At 72.9% G+C, this 14,437-nt stretch carries 14 protein-coding genes; 5 read left to right on the forward strand and 9 right to left on the reverse strand.

The features are described 5' to 3' along the window. Positions 1-5: 5 nt before the first annotated feature. From AB0M92_RS04580 to AB0M92_RS04590, 3 genes are read right to left on the reverse strand one after another with little or no spacing between them, the layout of a single operon-like run. Positions 6-1,073 (reverse strand): Zn-dependent alcohol dehydrogenase, encoded by a 1,068-nt coding sequence (locus tag AB0M92_RS04580; protein ID WP_366100609.1) that lies wholly within the window; start codon positions 1,071-1,073, stop codon positions 6-8. Next, entirely contained in the window at positions 1,070-2,344 is a 1,275-nt protein-coding gene (locus AB0M92_RS04585; RefSeq protein WP_366100610.1) for an acyl-CoA dehydrogenase family protein, read from the reverse strand. Before AB0M92_RS04585 ends, AB0M92_RS04580 begins: the two co-directional genes overlap by 4 nt. Positions 2,345-2,359: 15 nt before the next feature. Then, the gene (locus AB0M92_RS04590; RefSeq protein WP_366100611.1) at positions 2,360-3,280 is read right to left on the reverse strand and encodes an SDR family oxidoreductase; all 921 of its coding nucleotides are present in this window, start codon (positions 3,278-3,280) and stop codon (positions 2,360-2,362) included. A gap of 119 nt (positions 3,281-3,399) precedes the next feature. Between AB0M92_RS04590 and AB0M92_RS04595 the strand changes: the two genes are divergently transcribed. After that, a complete protein-coding gene (locus tag AB0M92_RS04595; protein WP_366100612.1) occupies positions 3,400-4,326 on the forward strand; it encodes a cyclase family protein in 927 nt (308 codons plus the stop codon). Positions 4,327-4,437: 111 nt separating this feature from the next. After that, positions 4,438-5,226: a VOC family protein gene (locus AB0M92_RS04600; RefSeq protein WP_366100808.1), complete on the forward strand. Its 789-nt coding sequence runs from the start codon at positions 4,438-4,440 to the stop codon at positions 5,224-5,226. A gap of 84 nt (positions 5,227-5,310) precedes the next feature. Here the strand turns inward: AB0M92_RS04600 and AB0M92_RS04605 are convergent, their stop codons facing one another. Then, on the reverse strand, positions 5,311-5,892 hold the full coding sequence (locus AB0M92_RS04605) for a hypothetical protein (RefSeq protein ID WP_366100613.1): 582 nt from the start codon (positions 5,890-5,892) through the stop codon (positions 5,311-5,313). 148 nt (positions 5,893-6,040) lie between these two features. Between AB0M92_RS04605 and AB0M92_RS04610 the strand changes: the two genes are divergently transcribed. Together AB0M92_RS04610 and AB0M92_RS04615 are read left to right on the forward strand one after the other, a co-directional pair. Then, on the forward strand, positions 6,041-7,219 hold the full coding sequence (locus AB0M92_RS04610; protein ID WP_366100614.1) for a sensor histidine kinase: 1,179 nt from the start codon (positions 6,041-6,043) through the stop codon (positions 7,217-7,219). Further along, on the forward strand, positions 7,216-7,878 hold the full coding sequence (locus tag AB0M92_RS04615; protein ID WP_366100615.1) for a response regulator transcription factor: 663 nt from the start codon (positions 7,216-7,218) through the stop codon (positions 7,876-7,878). Before AB0M92_RS04610 ends, AB0M92_RS04615 begins: the two co-directional genes overlap by 4 nt. Positions 7,879-8,067: 189 nt before the next feature. Here AB0M92_RS04615 and AB0M92_RS04620 read toward each other — a convergent pair whose 3' ends face one another. From AB0M92_RS04620 to AB0M92_RS04635, 4 genes are all read right to left on the reverse strand, one after another. Then, positions 8,068-8,502 carry an ATP-binding protein gene (locus AB0M92_RS04620; protein ID WP_366100616.1) on the reverse strand — a complete coding sequence of 145 codons (435 nt, stop codon included), beginning with the start codon at positions 8,500-8,502 and terminating at the stop codon, positions 8,068-8,070. A gap of 343 nt (positions 8,503-8,845) precedes the next feature. After that, a complete protein-coding gene (locus tag AB0M92_RS04625; RefSeq protein WP_366100617.1) occupies positions 8,846-9,751 on the reverse strand; it encodes an acyl-CoA dehydrogenase family protein in 906 nt (301 codons plus the stop codon). Positions 9,752-9,756: 5 nt separating this feature from the next. Then, positions 9,757-10,920 (reverse strand): acyl-CoA dehydrogenase family protein, encoded by a 1,164-nt coding sequence (locus AB0M92_RS04630; protein WP_366100618.1) that lies wholly within the window; start codon positions 10,918-10,920, stop codon positions 9,757-9,759. Continuing rightward, positions 10,920-12,113 (reverse strand): amidohydrolase family protein, encoded by a 1,194-nt coding sequence (locus tag AB0M92_RS04635; protein ID WP_366100619.1) that lies wholly within the window; start codon positions 12,111-12,113, stop codon positions 10,920-10,922. The genes AB0M92_RS04630 and AB0M92_RS04635 overlap by 1 nt, the downstream gene beginning before the upstream one ends. Positions 12,114-12,257: 144 nt before the next feature. On the opposite strand from AB0M92_RS04635, the gene AB0M92_RS04640 reads away from it, so the two are divergent. Beyond that, positions 12,258-13,817 carry an AMP-binding protein gene (locus AB0M92_RS04640; protein WP_366100620.1) on the forward strand — a complete coding sequence of 520 codons (1,560 nt, stop codon included), beginning with the start codon at positions 12,258-12,260 and terminating at the stop codon, positions 13,815-13,817. Positions 13,818-13,905: 88 nt separating this feature from the next. Here AB0M92_RS04640 and AB0M92_RS04645 read toward each other — a convergent pair whose 3' ends face one another. Continuing rightward, entirely contained in the window at positions 13,906-14,424 is a 519-nt protein-coding gene (locus AB0M92_RS04645) for an EF-hand domain-containing protein (RefSeq protein WP_366100621.1), read from the reverse strand. Positions 14,425-14,437: the final 13 nt, after the last annotated feature.

The following is a 14,437-nucleotide window of genomic DNA, read 5'->3' on the forward strand; positions in this document are numbered from 1 at the left end:
ACGCGTCAGAACGTGAGCACGCCCCGCGCCACCCGGCCGTGCCGGGCGTCGTCCACGGCCTTCGCGAAGTCCTCGATCGGGTAGGTCTCCGTGACCAGTTCGTCGAGCAGCAGCCTGCCCTGCCGGTAGAGCTCCGCGTACAGGGCGATGTCCCGCTGCGGACGGGAGGAGCCGTACCGGCAGCCCATGATGGTCTTGTCCAGGTACATGGACGAGACCATGAAGGAGGCCTCCTCCTTGAAGCCCGGGACTCCGAGCAGGATCGCCTGCCCGTGCCGGTCCAGGAGGTCGACGGCCTGGCGGATCAGCTTGACGTTGCCCACGCACTCGAAGGCGTGGTCCGCGCCCGTCGGGAGGATCTCGCGCACCGCCGCCGAGGAGTCGGGGACGGCCGACGCGTCGATGAAGTGCGTGGCCCCGAACTGCCGGGCCACCGCCTCCTTCGCCGGGTTCGCGTCCACCGCCACGACGGCGCCCGCGCCCGCGATCCGGGCGCCCTGGATCACGTTGAGCCCGATGCCGCCCGTGCCGATGACGACCACCGACTCGCCGTGGTCGACGCGGGCCCGGTTCAGTACGGCCCCCACGCCCGTCAGGACACCGCAGCCGATGAGCGCCGCCGAGGTCAGCGGGATGTCGTCCGGGATCTTGACGGCCTGGACGGCCTTGACGATCGTCCGCTCGGCGAAGGCCGAGTTCGACGCGAACTGGAACAACGGCTTCCCGGCCCGCGAGAACGGCTGCCCGGGCATCCCGATCGCCTTGCGGCACATGGTCGGCCGGCCCCGGTCGCAGTCGGCGCAGGCCCCGCAGTTGGCCAGGGTGGACAGGGAGACGTGGTCGCCGGGCACCACGTGCGTCACGCCCGAACCGACCGCCTCCACCACCCCCGCGCCCTCGTGCCCGAGGACCACGGGCGGCGGGAACGGTATCGTCCCGTCGATCACCGACAGGTCGCTGTGGCACAGCCCGGCCGCCGAGATCGCGACCAGCACCTCCCCCGGCCCCGGATCGCGGATCTCCAGATCCTCGACCACCTGGACCTGCTTTCCGTCGAAGACGACGCCTCTCACCTGGGCTCCTTAGGCAGGCCGAGCACGCGCTCGGCGATGATGTTCCGCTGGATCTCGTCCGATCCGCCGTAGATCGTGTCGGCGCGGGTGAACAGGAACAGGCGCTGCTCCTCGTCGAGTCCGAGTTCGTACGGGGTCCCGGGCGCCCAGTCCGCCGGCCCGGCCGAGGCCCCGGCCCCGCGGACCGCCACCGCCAGCTCGCCGAGCCGCCGGTGCCAGCCGCCCCACAGCAGCTTGGCCACGCTGGGCGCGCCCGGATCGTCGGCGGACCCGAGGGTCCGCAGGGCGTTCCAGCGCATCGTGCGCAGCTCGGCCCACTGCCGTACGAGGCGTTCGCGCAGCACGGGATCCGGCGAACCTCCCGAACCTCCCGAACCGCCGAGGCCACCCGGACCACCCGGACCGCCCGAGCCGCCCGAGCCGCCCGAGCCGCCCGCGGCCACGTACGCCCCGACCACCCGCTCCAGCTCCGCCGCGAAACCGATCTGCTGGACGAGCGTCGAGACCCCGCGTTCCAGGGCGAGCAGTCCCATGGCCACGGTCCAGCCGTCGCCCTCTCCCCCGACGACCTCGGCCGCCACCGCCCCGTCGAAGAAGACCTCGTTGAACTCACTCGTCCCCGACATCTGGCGGATCGGCCGGACCTCGACCCGCCCCGGCTGGTCCATCCGCACGAGCAGGAAGGACAGCCCGTGGTGGCGCCGCGAGCCGGGCTCGGTCCGGGCCAGGACGAAGCACCAGTCGGCGTCCCCGGCCAGTGAGGTCCAGATCTTCTGGCCGGTGACCCGCAGCAGCCCGTCGGCCGCGTCCCGCACCGCGGTCGTACGGATCCCCGCCAGGTCAGAGCCGGCGTCCGGCTCGCTGTACCCCTGGCACCACAGCTCCTCACCGCGCGCGATGCCCGGCAGGAAGCGGTCCCGCTGCTCCCGGGACCCGTACGCGATCAGGGTCGGCGCGAGCAGGTTCTCCCCGATGTGGCCGACCCGGCCGGGCGCGCGCAGCGCCGCGTACTCCTCGGCCCAGACGACCTGGCCGGTCAGCGAGAGCCGCTGCTGCCCGTACGCCCCGGACGGCAGCTCCCAGCCCTGGCCGATCCAGCCGCCCCGGCCCAGCTCGCGCTCCCACGCGCGCCGGGCCCCGACCCCTTCGTGCTCGCTGCCGGGCCCGCCGAGGCCGAGGGCGTCCGCGTACGGGCCCGCCAGGTGCCCGGTGAGCCAGGAGCGGGCGCGGGCGCGCAGTTCCTCGTCCTCGGCCCCGAAGCTGAAGTCCATGTCGTCCGGGCTCCCCTACGCGTTGGGGCGGTCCTTGGCGGCCGCCGCCTTGGCCATGGCCTCCAGCTGCGCGAGCATCGGCATCGGGTCGGTGCCCACCGTCCCGGGCAGGAAGTCGGCGATCTTCTCGGGGGTCCAGGAGCCCTCGGCGTAGCCGGCGCGCAGTTCGCGCGGCTGCGCCCAGACGGCGATCTTCGGGCCGGCGATCGTGTAGACCTGCCCGGTGATCCTCTCGCCGCCGACGGCCACGGCCTTGTCGGAGAGCAGGTAGGTGACGAGCGCCGCGACGTCCTCGGGCTCGCCGATCTCCTTGAGCTCCATGGGGACGTTGGCCGACATCCGGGTCCGGGCGACGGGCGCGACGGCGTTGGCGGTGACCCCGTACTTGGCCAGCCCGAGCGCGGCGGAGCGGACGAGCGAGATGATCCCGCCCTTGGCCGCGCTGTAGTTGGCCTGGGCGACGGAGCCCTGGTGGTTGCCGCTGGTGAAGCCTATGAGGGTGCCGGAGCCCTGCCGTCGCATGACGGCGGAGGCCGCGCGGAAGACGGTGAAGGTGCCCTTGAGGTGGGTGGCGACGACGGGGTCCCACTCCTCCTCGGACATGTTGAACAGCATCCGCTCGCGCAGGATGCCCGCGACGCACACGACGCCGTCGACGCGGCCGAACCGCGCGAGGGCGGTGTCGACGATGCGCTGGCCGCCCGCCATGGTCGAGATGTCGTCGGCGACGGCGACGGCTTCGCCGCCGGCGGCCTGGATCTCCTTCACCACGCCGTCGGCGATCTCGCTCGCCGGCTCCCCGCCCTCGATGCCGACCCCGTAGTCGTTGACGACGACCTTGGCGCCCTCGGCGGCCGCCGCGAGCGCCACGGCCCGCCCGATGCCCCGGCCCGCGCCGGTGACGGCCACGACCTTGCCGGCCAAGAAGTTCCCCACGCCCGACCCCTTCCCGCGTTTTCTGACGGTCCGTTAGATTCTATGACCAGTCAGATGCTCAGGCACAAGCCCCAGTCGGCCACAGTTGCCCCGGCGCACCCCAGGAGCTGATGGAAGCCATGACCATGCCCCCCGAGTTCCACGACATCGCCAAGCGCGTCAACAACTGGGGCCGCTGGGGCGCCGACGACGAGATCGGCACCCTGAACCTGATCACCGACGAGGTCGTACGGGCGGCCGCCGCCGAGATCCGCACCGGCCGCCGGATCCCGCTCGCGCTCCCGCTCAAGGAGGACGGGGTCCAGGCCGGCATGATCCCCGGCCGGGTCAACCCGCTGCACACGATGGTGCAGATCAACCAGGAGCTGTTCGGGCCGGGCACGGTGGCGTGCAGCGACGACGCCGTGACGATGGGGCTCCAGTCGGCCACCCACTGGGACGCCCTCACCCACGTCTCGCACTCGGGCCGCATCTACAACGGCCGTCCCGCGTCCACGATCACGGCGCACGCGCGCGCCGAGTTCAGCGGCATCGACAAGGCCGGCCACATCGTCTCGCGGGGCGTCCTGCTGGACGTGGCCCGCGCGAAGGGCCTGGACCGGCTGCCGGGCGGCCACGCGGTGACCCCGGAGGACCTGGCCCAGGCGGAGGAGTTCGGCGGGGTCACGGTCCGCCCCGGTGACATCGTCCTGGTGCGCACCGGGCAGATCCAGGTCTACCTGGCGGGCGACAAGCACGGCTACGGCTACCCGTCGCCCGGGCTGTCCGTCCGCACCCCGCAGTGGTTCCACGCACGCGACGTGGCGGCGGTGGCGAACGACACCCTGACCTTCGAGATCTTCCCCCCGGAGATCGAGAACCTGTGGCTGCCGGTGCACGCGCTGGACCTGGTGGAGATGGGCATGCACCAGGGCCAGAACTGGAACCTCGAAAAGTTGTCCACAGCCTGTGCAGAAGAGAACCGGTACGGCTTCCTGCTGTCGGCCATGCCGGAGCCCTTCGTCGGCGGCGTCGGCACCCCCGTCGCCCCGGTGGCCATCCTCTGAGCACGTTCGGCTGAGCACGTTCAGCCGTACGGCCCGATTCGGCCGGTGGGGGCGGGGTATGGAGGGCCCGTCCAACCCTCATCGGCAGCCCCGGAGGCATCCGTGCCCGACATGAACGGCCCCTACCAGGCCGGCACCCCCTGCTGGATCGACCTGATCGTCCCCGACCAGCAGGCGGCCCTCGACTTCTACCGCGACCTCTTCGGCTGGCAGGGCGAGATCGGCTCGCCGGAGACCGGCGGCTACTCCGTCTGCACCCTCAAGGGCAGGCCGGTGGCCGGGATCATGCGCGCGTCCAACCCGGACGGCTCCGTCCCGGACCCGATGCCGCCGGCCATGTGGACCACGTACCTGGCCACCGACTCCATCGACTCCACCCTCAAGGCGGTCCCCGACGCGGGCGGCACGGTGATGATGGGCCCGATGGACGTCATGGACCTCGGGCGGATGGCCGTCGTCATCGACCCGACGGGCGCCGCCGTCGGCCTCTGGCAGTACGGCACCTTCGCCGGGGCGGGCATCGTCAACGAGCACGGCGCGCTGATCTGGAACGAGCTGACGACCGGCGACATCGACGCCGCGTCCGCCTTCTACTCCGCCGTGCTGCCGCTGACCACGGCGAGGTCGCAGATGCCGGGCGCGGAGGAGTACACGGAGTTCCAGGTCGGGGGCCGCGCGATCGGCGGGATGATGGACCTCGCCTCGATGCCGACCGGCGTTCCGCCGCACTGGCTGCCGTACTTCGCCGTCGACGACGTCGACAGCGTCCAGGCGGCCCTGGTCCGGGCCGGCGGCAGCGTCAAGGCCCCCGCGTTCGACATGGCGGCCGGCCGCATGGCCGTCCTCGCCGACCCCCAGGGCGGCACCTTCGCGGTGATCACCGGGGCCGAGCCCGGCTAGCCCGCCCGGCGGTTGCCCCGGCCGAGCGGCCGAGCGGCCGGCCGGCCGACCGGCCGGGGCAACGCACCGCAGCGGAGCCCCGGCTCAGCGGTAGCGGGCCGCGGATGCGGCGAAGGACTGGGCCTCGGCCGGGGCCAGGGCCGTCACGGCGACCCAGGAGAAGTCCGCGAACTCGATGTCCATGCGGCCCTGCAGGACCGATGCCTGCGCGCGGACGACGGTGACCGCCGAGCGCGGGACCTCCCAGTACTGCTTCATCAGGGGCGTGGACTGCCAGACCGGAGAGACGTCCGTCAGGGCGAACCAGCGCCGGTCGGTCACGACGAGGAGGTCCGTCCCCGAGCCCCGCGCACCGGCCCGGCCGATCAGGAACCGGCCGGCCTCGCTCTGCCAGCCGCCTTCCATGGCCGGGCCCGCCGCCGGCTCCGGAAGCCGGTCGGCGGCCGGGTCCCGGCGCTCCTCGTGCGCGCGGGCCTTGAAGAACTGCTGGAGGGGGCGGGGGAGCTTCTCCTCGATCCGCCGGCCGAGCGCCGCCGGCTCCTGCGGCGCGAGCAGGTCCTCCGGCGGGGCCGGCACGCCCGGACCCGGCTCGCAGGCACATACGGCGATCAACTGCTCGTCGGGCTGCAGGAAGTCCTCGGCCTGGCGGCGCCGGTCCTGGTTCACGCGCTTGCTCCTACTGCTGAGTAACGTCGAGTGCGCCCCAATTGTCCTCGAAAGCGGAATGCCTGGTTACCACCGGGTCCGAAACCCTCCCGCGGGCTGCATCCCGAGGGCGGATGTCCGTCCGTGCGGGGCTCGTTACTGTCGCGGCATGAACACCTCATCAACGCAGGTGAGCGGAGGCCGAACGGCGCTCCGGTGGCAGGTCGCGGCCCTGTGGACGGGCGCCGCGCTCGGCACCCTCCTCCTGTCGAACCTCGCCTTCCGCGTCCCCCTCGGCGTGGGGGACCGGATCTTCGAAGTGGGACCGCTCCTCGCGATCGCCGGCATGCTGACCGGCGCCCTCCTCGTGCGACGGGCACCGCTCACCACCCTCGCCCTGATGCTCCTCGGCACGTACCTGATGCTGTTCCTCGGCCGCGCCCCCGCCCTCACGATCACGCTGGTGATCCCCGCCGCGGTGGCGCTGGGCATGGTGGCGGCCACCCGCCCGCGCCGGGTGACCCTGCCGGCCACGGGCATCACCGTCCTGCTGCTGATCACCGCCCAGTTCGCCCTGCCCGCGACCGACTCCGCGGCCCGCGTCCTGTCCCAGAGCCAGCTGCCGGTCGTCGTCCTCGGCTGGCTGATCGGCGACTCCGTACGGCGCGGCCGCGAGTCCGCCGCGCAGGCGCAGGCCCGCGCCACCGAGCAGGCCCTCACCGAGGAGCGGCTGCGCATCGCCCGCGAACTGCACGACATGGTCGCCCACAGCATCGGCGTCATCGCCATCCAGGCCGGGGTCGGCAGCCGGGTCATCGAGACGCAGCCCGCGCAGGCCCGCGAGGCGCTCCGGGCCATCGAGTCCACCAGCCGCGAGACCCTCGCGGGGCTGCGGCGCACACTGGTCGCACTGCGCCGCAGCGAGCCCGCGTCGACGGCGCCCGCGCCCGGCCTGGACGGCATCGACCGGCTCACCGCGGCCACCGCGGCCGACACGGGCGTACGGGTGGACCTGGTGTGGTCGGGGGAGCAGCGCCCGCTGCCGTCCGACATCGAGCTCGCCGCGTTCCGCATCGTGCAGGAGGCGCTGACCAACGTGGTGCGGCACGCGGGCGCCGGAAGCTGCCGGGTGGAGATCGCGTACGGGCCGGACGAGCTCGCCCTGGAGATCACCGACGACGGGCGCGGCATTCCGGAAGGCGGCCCGCCCGGCGCCGGATTCGGCCTCACCGGCATGCGGGAGCGCGCCACCCTGACGGGCGGCCGCTTCGAGGCCGGCCCACGGCCCGGGGGCGGATTCCGCGTGGCGGCCACCCTGCCGGTCGAACGACCCGAGGAGAAGCGATGAACGGCAGCGTCCGCGTCCTGCTCGCCGACGACCAGCCCCTGGTGCGCTCGGGGCTGCGCGTCCTGATGGCCGACACCCCGGACCTGGAGGTCGTGGGCGAGGCCGCGAACGGTGCCGAGGCGGTCCGCATGACCGCCGAGCTCGCCCCCGACGTGGTGGTGATGGACATCCGCATGCCGGAGATGGACGGCATCGAGGCCACCCGCCGGCTCACGGCCGCCGACGGCCCCGGCGGCGCCCGCGTGCTGATCCTGACCACCTTCGACGAGGACGAGCACGTGTACGGGGCGCTGCGCGCCGGCGCGAGCGGCTTCGCCGTGAAGGACATGGCGCTGGACGACATCCTCGCCGCCGTGCGCGTGGTCGCGGCGGGCGACGCCCTCATCGCGCCGGGCGTCACGCGCCGCCTGATAGCGGACTTCGTCTCGGGCCCGGCGCCCGCCCCCGATCGCGTCCCGGCGATCACGGGCCGGGAGCAGGAGGTGCTGACCCTGGTGGGGCGGGGCCGGTCGAACAGCGAGATCGCGCAGGACCTGTTCATCACGGTGGCGACGACGAAATCGCACCTGGCCCGGCTGTTGACGAAGCTGGACGCCCGGGACCGGGTGCACCTGGTCATCAAGGCCTACGAAATGGGCCTGGTCGCGCCGCCCCCATAGGCGCCTGCGGGCGCCGGCGGGGCGGCACGGGAACCACTGGGTGGCGGCGTACGGTCGTGCGCGCCCCGAGCGCGGCACGGCAGCCGCCACCCCACGACCCGCACTCGTCAAGGTCTGCCCTTGGCGTCCCCTCGCGACGAATCGCTCAGTACAAGGGTGATCAACAGTTGACGAACCGTCAACACCTCGTTAGAGGTACACGCGCGGTTCCCGGGTCGGCCGGCATTCCTTGGGTTTGCCGGCGCGGTCGATCTCGCACCAGATCCGCTTGCCCGCACCCTCGCGCTGCCAGCCCCAGCGGTCGGCCAGCCCGTCCACCAGCTCCAGCCCGCGCCCGCCCGTGTCGTCCCCCGCGGCCTGCCGCCGGGCCGGCCCGCGGGAGCTGGTGTCGGCGACCTCGACCCGCACCCCCGGCTCCCCGAAGAGCATCCGCAGGACGGCCGGACAGCCGGTGTGCACGACCGCGTTGGTGACCAGCTCGGAGATCAGCAGGATCAGCGTCTCGGCGAGCGGCTCGTCGTCCCCTATGCCCGACCCGGCCAGCCGGGACCGCGCCCAGCGGCGGGCCCTGCCGACCTCGGCGGGGTCCGGTCCTACCTCCAGCTGTACCTGAAGCACCTGCACCGCTCACACCATCCGAACCGGCGGACACTTCGCCTCGCGACAGGACGGGATCACCGAGTGTGATCCCCTTGCGGAGCAGCATGGTTGACATACAGTCACCACAACAAGCGCTTCGGGCATATTCCAGCGCGAAGGAGTAGGCGTGGTGCATACTGCGCGTCGCTCGCGCTGCCGTGCCGCTCGCATTCCCGGGAGCGTACCGGAGCAGGCCCCCGAGTCCGGGCCGCAAGGGGCCGGGCCAAGGACACAAACCGATATCAACTCTCTGTAATCGGACATGCGTCCCGGGCCGTCCCGACCGTGCCCCGTCCCGCCCCCGTCCACCCCCCTTCGTGACGGTGAGCTACATGGCGGCCGAAGCCAGTTCGGCCGCCAGCAGCTCCTGCGCCTCCCCCGCCGTCCGCCACTGCTCGGCGCGCACCCAGGCCCGCTTCAGGTGCAGGTGCACGTCCGCCTCCCACGTGAAGCCCATCCCGCCGTGCACCTGGAGGCAGTCGCGGGCATTGCGCACGGCGGCCTCGTCGGCCAGCAGCTTTGCCCCGGCCACCTCCGCCGCATCCGCCGTGATCGCCGCCGCGTAGAGCGCCGTACGGGCCACCTCCGCGCGCACCAGCATCTGCGCGCACAGGTGCTTGACCGCCTGGAAGGCCCCGATCGGCTGCCCGAACTGCTCGCGCTCGCCCGCGTACCGCACCGCCAGCTCCACCGTGCGCAGCGCGCTGCCGACCTGGAGGGCGGCGGTCAGCAGCGCGCCCTCGTCGCGGTACGCCGCCGCCTCCCCGGCGGCCGGCGGGGAGGCCACCCGGTGCAGCGGGGTGAGCGGGTCCGCCGAGGGCACCGGCTCGCCCGCAGGGAGCGAGCCCGCACCGAGCACCGCGTCCGCCTCTCCCAGGTGCGCCACCAGGGCTCCCCCGAGGTCGAACGCCGTGACCACCGCCGTCCCCTCGGCCGCCCCCGCGACCACCCCCGCCGCCAGGTGCGTGGCGACGAGCGGCCCCGGCAGCAGCGCCCGCCCCGCCTCCTCGAAGACGAGGACCGCCTCGGGCAGCCCGAGCCCGACCCCGCCCCGCGCCTCCGGGAGCCGCAGCGCGAAGAACCCGGCCTCGCCGAGCTCCCGCCACAGTCCCCGGTCCAGGGCCCCGCCCGCGTCCACGCAGGCCCGCAGCGCCTCTCGCCCGTAGCGGCCCGCCAGCAGGTCCCGTACGCCCGCCTGCAGGTCGCGCTGCTCGTCCGTCAACCGGAAGTCCACGGCCCTCACCGGCCCTTCGGGAGGCCGAGGATCCGCTCGGCGACGATGTTCCGCTGGATCTGCGAGGTGCCCGCCGCGATCGTGTACGAGAGGGACGAGAGCCGGTCCAGCACCCACTCCCCGTCCAGTGCGAGGCAGTCCGCGCCCATCACCTCGGCGGCGGCGTCGTACAGCTCCTGCCGCGCGTGCGAGTAGGCCAGCTTGAAGACCGAGCCGCCGACGCCCGGTACCCCGCCCGAGGCCTGCGACTCGCTCACGTTCCACTGCGTGAGCCGCCACAGGGCGCCGAACTCGCCGTACAGGCGCCCGAGCCGGCGCCGCAGCACCGGATCGTCCCAGCGGCCGTTGGCCTTCGCGGTGCGCGCGAGCGCGCCCAGGGTGCGGCGGCAGGCCACGACCTCGCCGACGAAGGCCGTCCCGCGCTCGAAGGAGAGGGTGACCATGGTGACGCGCCAGCCGTCGTTCTCCTCCCCGACCCGGTTCGCGACGGGGACGCGCACCTCGTCGAGGAACACCTCCGCGAACTCGGCCGAGCCGGCGAGGGTGCGCAGCGGCCGCACCGTCACCCCGGGCGCGTCCATGGGCATGGCCAGCCAGGAGATCCCGCGGTGCTTGGGGAAGGCCCCGCTGACGGGCTCCGTCCGTACGAGCAGCTCGCACCAGTCGGCGACCTCCGCGTGCGAGGTCCAGATCTTCGAGCCGGTGATCACGTAGTCGTCCCCGTCGCGCACGGCGCGGGTGCGCAGCGCGGCCAGGTCGGAGCCCGCGTCCGGCTCGCTGAACCCCTGGCACCACACCTCGTCCCCGCGCAGTACGGGCGGCAGCCAGCGCGCGCGCTGCGCGGCCGTGCCCTCGGCGGCGATGGTCGGCCCGGCGTGCAGGAGCCCGACGAAGTTGGCACCCACGTAGGGGGCTCCGGCGCGCTCGGTCTCCTCCAGGAAGATCAGGTGCTGGGTGGGGGTGGCCCCGCGGCCGCCCGCGTCCACGGGCCAGTGCAGCCCGGCGTACCCGGCGTCGTACAGCCGGCGCTGCCAGCCCGCGTCGTACGCGCGCCGGCCCGGCCAGTCGTCGGGGGACGGCTTGGCGGGCAGCTCGGGCAGGGTCTTGCCGAGCCATTCGCGCAGCCGGGCCCGGAAGTCCCGCTCCTCGTCGGTGTAGGTCAAATCCATCAGACGAGATCCAGGCCGAGCATGCGGATGGCGTTGCCGCGCATCAGTTTGTAGACGGTCTCGTCGTCCAGGCCCTTCACGTGGTCGAGGGCGACCTCCCTGGTGTGCGGGAAGGTCGAGTCCACGTGCGGGTAGTCGGTCTCGAAGGTGGCGTTGTCGCGGCCGACGACGTCGAGCGAGGCGATGCCGTGCTTGTCGCGGAAGAAGCAGCAGAACATCTGCCGGTAGTAGTACGTGGACGGCGGTTCGGGGATCAGGTCGCGGACCCCGCCCCAGGCGCGGTGCTCCCGCCAGACGTCGTCGGCGCGTTCGAGGGCGTACGGGATCCAGCCCATCTGGCCCTCGCTGTACGCCAGCTTCAGCCTCGGGAACTTCACCAGCACCCCGCTGAACAGGAAGTCCATCATCGAGGCCATGGCGTTGTTGAAGCTGAGCGAGGCCTGGACGGCCGGCGGGGCGTCGGGCGAGGCGGCGGGCATCTGGGAACTGGACCCGATGTGCATGTTGACGACGGTGCCCGTCTCCTGGCAGACGGCGAAGAAGGGGTCCCAGTAGCCGGAGTGGATGGAGGGGAGTCCCAGGTACGTCGGGATTTCGGAGAAGGTCACGGCGCGCACCCCGCGGGCGGCGTTGCGGCGGATCTCGGCGACGGCGAGGTCGATGCCCCAGAGCGGGATGATGCAGAGCGGGATGAGCCGGCCGCCGCTGTCGCCGCACCACTCCTCGACCATCCAGTCGTTGTACGCGCGCACGCAGGCGAGGGCGACCTCCTTGTCGTGCGCCTCGGCGAAGGTCTGCCCGCAAAAGCGCGGGAAGGTCGGGAAGCAGAGCGAGGCCTCGACGTGGTTGAGGTCCATGTCGGCGAGGCGCGCCTTGGGGTCCCAGCAGCCGCGCCGCATCTCCTCGCGCGTGATGCCTTCGAGGGTCATGTCGTCGCGGTCGAAGCCGACGGCGGCGATGTTGCGCTTGTACGGGAATTTCAGGTCCTCGTAGATCCACCAGTCGGTCGGAGGGCCCTCGGGGTCCATGGAGATCACGTACTTGCCCCCGGTGTACTGGAGCTCGCCGATCCCGGCGGTGAGCGCCTTGGGCCCGCGGTCGCGGTACTTGGCCGGCAGCCAGACGTCGAACAGGTGCGCGGGTTCGATGACGTGGTCGTCGACGCTGATGATCCGAGGCAGTTCCAGTTCCATGGTGTCCCCTCGCGAGCCGATGAATCCGGTGAATCTGATGGAGCGTCAGAAAACACGCTAGCCCCGCCACCCCTGGACCGACAAGCGCCGGAGGCCTACGCTCTGCGCTGGATCTGACTGAGCGTCAGTTACGGGAGGCTGGGGATGGCGGACACCAAGGACACGGCGGTACGGCTGAGCCACTCCCCCACCCTGTGGGAGCTGGTCGCGGCGCGGGCCGCACTGAGCCCCGGCGCCCCGGTGCTGATCGAGGCGGCCGAGGACCCCGCCGACGACCGGACGCTCACCTTCGGCGAGCTGCGCGAGCGCTCCGAGCAGGTCGCGGCGGGGCTGTACGGGATGGGCGTACGGCCCGGCACGGTCGTCGCCTGGCAGCTGCCCACCCGGATCGAGACGGTCCTGCTCTCCCTCGCCCTGGCCCGCATCGGGGCCGTCCAGACCCCGGTGATCCCCTTCTACCGGGACCGTGAAGCGGGCTTCGCACTGCGCGAGTCCAAGGCCGAGTTCTTCGCCGTCCCGGGCGTCTGGCGCGGCTTCGACCACACCACCATGGCCGAGCGGCTCGGCGCGCGCGGGGTCTTCGAGGCGTACGCGGCCCTGCCGACGGGCGATCCGGCCGTGCTCCCCCCGCCGCCCGCGAACGGCACCGACGTCAGATGGATCTACTGGACCTCCGGGACCACCTCCGACCCCAAGGGCGTCCTGCACACCGACCGCTCACTGATCGCGGGCGGCTCCTGCCTGGCCCACGCCCTGCGGCTGAGCCCGGCCGACGTCGGCTCGATCGCGTTCCCGTACGCGCACATAGGCGGCCCGGACTACCTCGTGATGCTGCTCCTGTACGGCTTCCCCGCGGTCCTCTTCGAGAAGTTCGCGCTCCCGGACGCGCTGGACGGCTACCGGCGCCACGGGGTCACGGTGGCCGGCGGCTCCACGGCCTTCTACTCGATGTTCCTGGCGGAGCAGCGCAAGGACCCCTCGACGAGGCTGATCCCCAGCCTGCGCCTGCTCGCCGGCGGCGGCGCCCCCAAGCCCCCCGAGATCTACCACGCGGTCGTCCGCGAACTGGGCTGCCGGCTGACCCACGGCTACGGCATGACCGAGGTCCCGATGATCACGATGGGTGCCCCCGACGACACCCCCGAGCACCTCGCCACGACGGAGGGCCGGCCCCCGGCCGGCATGTCGATCCGCATCACGACGCCCGGCGGCGAGCTCCTGCCCCCGGACACCGACGGCGAGGTCCGGCTGCGCGGCGAGGCGGTCTGCCGGGGGTACCTGAACCCGGAGGGCCGCCCGGCGGAGGCCTTCGACGCCGACGGCTACCTGATCACCGGCGACCTCGGCCACCTGACGCGGGACGGCTACCTCGTCCTCACCGGCCGCAGCAAGGACGTGATCATCCGCAAGGGCGAGAACATCTCCGCGAAGGAGGTCGAGGACCTGCTGCACCTGCTCCCGGGCATCGGCGACGTGGCCGTGATCGGCCTCCCGGACCCGGAGCGCGGAGAACGCGTCTGCGCGGTGGTGGAACAGCCGCCGGGCGCCGCCCCCCTGACCCTCCCGCAGCTGACGTCCCACCTGCGCGCCCAGGGCCTGTCCCCGCACAAGCTCCCGGAACAACTGGAACTGGTCGAGGCCCTGCCCCGCAACGAAGCCCTCCGCAAGGTCCTGAAGTACAAGCTGCGCGAACGCTTCGCGTAGCGGCCGGCGCGTTCGCGGGCGCGGCGGACCGCCGTGCGGCGTACCCCGTAAGGGCCGCACGGGGGTTCGGCCTCCCGGACGGCGCGGGCTACGCGTCCGGGGCCTCGACGCCGCAGTACGCGGCGAAGGCCGTCAGGATCTCGTCCTCGGTGATGCGGCCGTCGGCGTCGGCGTCCAGGGCCCGCGCCACGTGGTCGGCCATTTCGGGCGGGGTGCCCAGGACGCGCAGGACGCGGGCCGCCGCCTCCGGGGTCGTACCGCGGCCGTCCTCGTCGGCGACCGCGATCACCCCGTGCAGGAACGGCCGGGCGATCTCCGCGAACCGCAGCGGATTGTCGCGCAGCCGCTTCGCGGCGCCGGTGATGAACTCCTCGCGGGTCACCCGCTGGTCCCCGTCGACGTCCGCGATCCCGGCCATTCCCTGCCAGAAGGCCTCCGCGCCGGCGAAGACGGCCTGGCCCCTGTCCGACCGCGCGGTGGTGCCGAATTCGGCCAGGACGGCCTTCGCGGCCGCGCTGAAGTCCTCGCGGTCGATGTATCCGTTCCCGTCCTGGTCGAAAGTGGCAAACCGGGCGGCGATCTTGCGCTCGTATTCTGCGCTGTCCATATGCGGCGTTCCG

The organism is Streptomyces sp. NPDC051582 (genome assembly GCF_040681715.1).
Classification (GTDB): Bacteria; Actinomycetota; Actinomycetes; order Streptomycetales; family Streptomycetaceae; genus Streptomyces.

What these genes read in the sequence shown, in the direction of transcription:
- AB0M92_RS04610 (WP_366100614.1), top strand. Translation starts at nt 6,041, where the DNA reads ATGAACACCTCATCAACGCAGGTGAGCGGAGGCCGAACGGCGCTCCGG.
- AB0M92_RS04600 (WP_366100808.1), top strand. Translation starts at nt 4,438, where the DNA reads ATGAACGGCCCCTACCAGGCCGGCACCCCCTGCTGGATCGACCTGATC.
- AB0M92_RS04645 (WP_366100621.1), bottom strand. Translation starts at nt 14,424, where the DNA reads ATGGACAGCGCAGAATACGAGCGCAAGATCGCCGCCCGGTTTGCCACT.
- AB0M92_RS04585 (WP_366100610.1), bottom strand. Translation starts at nt 2,344, where the DNA reads ATGGACTTCAGCTTCGGGGCCGAGGACGAGGAACTGCGCGCCCGCGCC.
- AB0M92_RS04595 (WP_366100612.1), top strand. Translation starts at nt 3,400, where the DNA reads ATGACCATGCCCCCCGAGTTCCACGACATCGCCAAGCGCGTCAACAAC.
- AB0M92_RS04640 (WP_366100620.1), top strand. Translation starts at nt 12,258, where the DNA reads ATGGCGGACACCAAGGACACGGCGGTACGGCTGAGCCACTCCCCCACC.
- AB0M92_RS04635 (WP_366100619.1), bottom strand. Translation starts at nt 12,113, where the DNA reads ATGGAACTGGAACTGCCTCGGATCATCAGCGTCGACGACCACGTCATC.
- AB0M92_RS04630 (WP_366100618.1), bottom strand. Translation starts at nt 10,920, where the DNA reads ATGGATTTGACCTACACCGACGAGGAGCGGGACTTCCGGGCCCGGCTG.
- AB0M92_RS04615 (WP_366100615.1), top strand. Translation starts at nt 7,216, where the DNA reads ATGAACGGCAGCGTCCGCGTCCTGCTCGCCGACGACCAGCCCCTGGTG.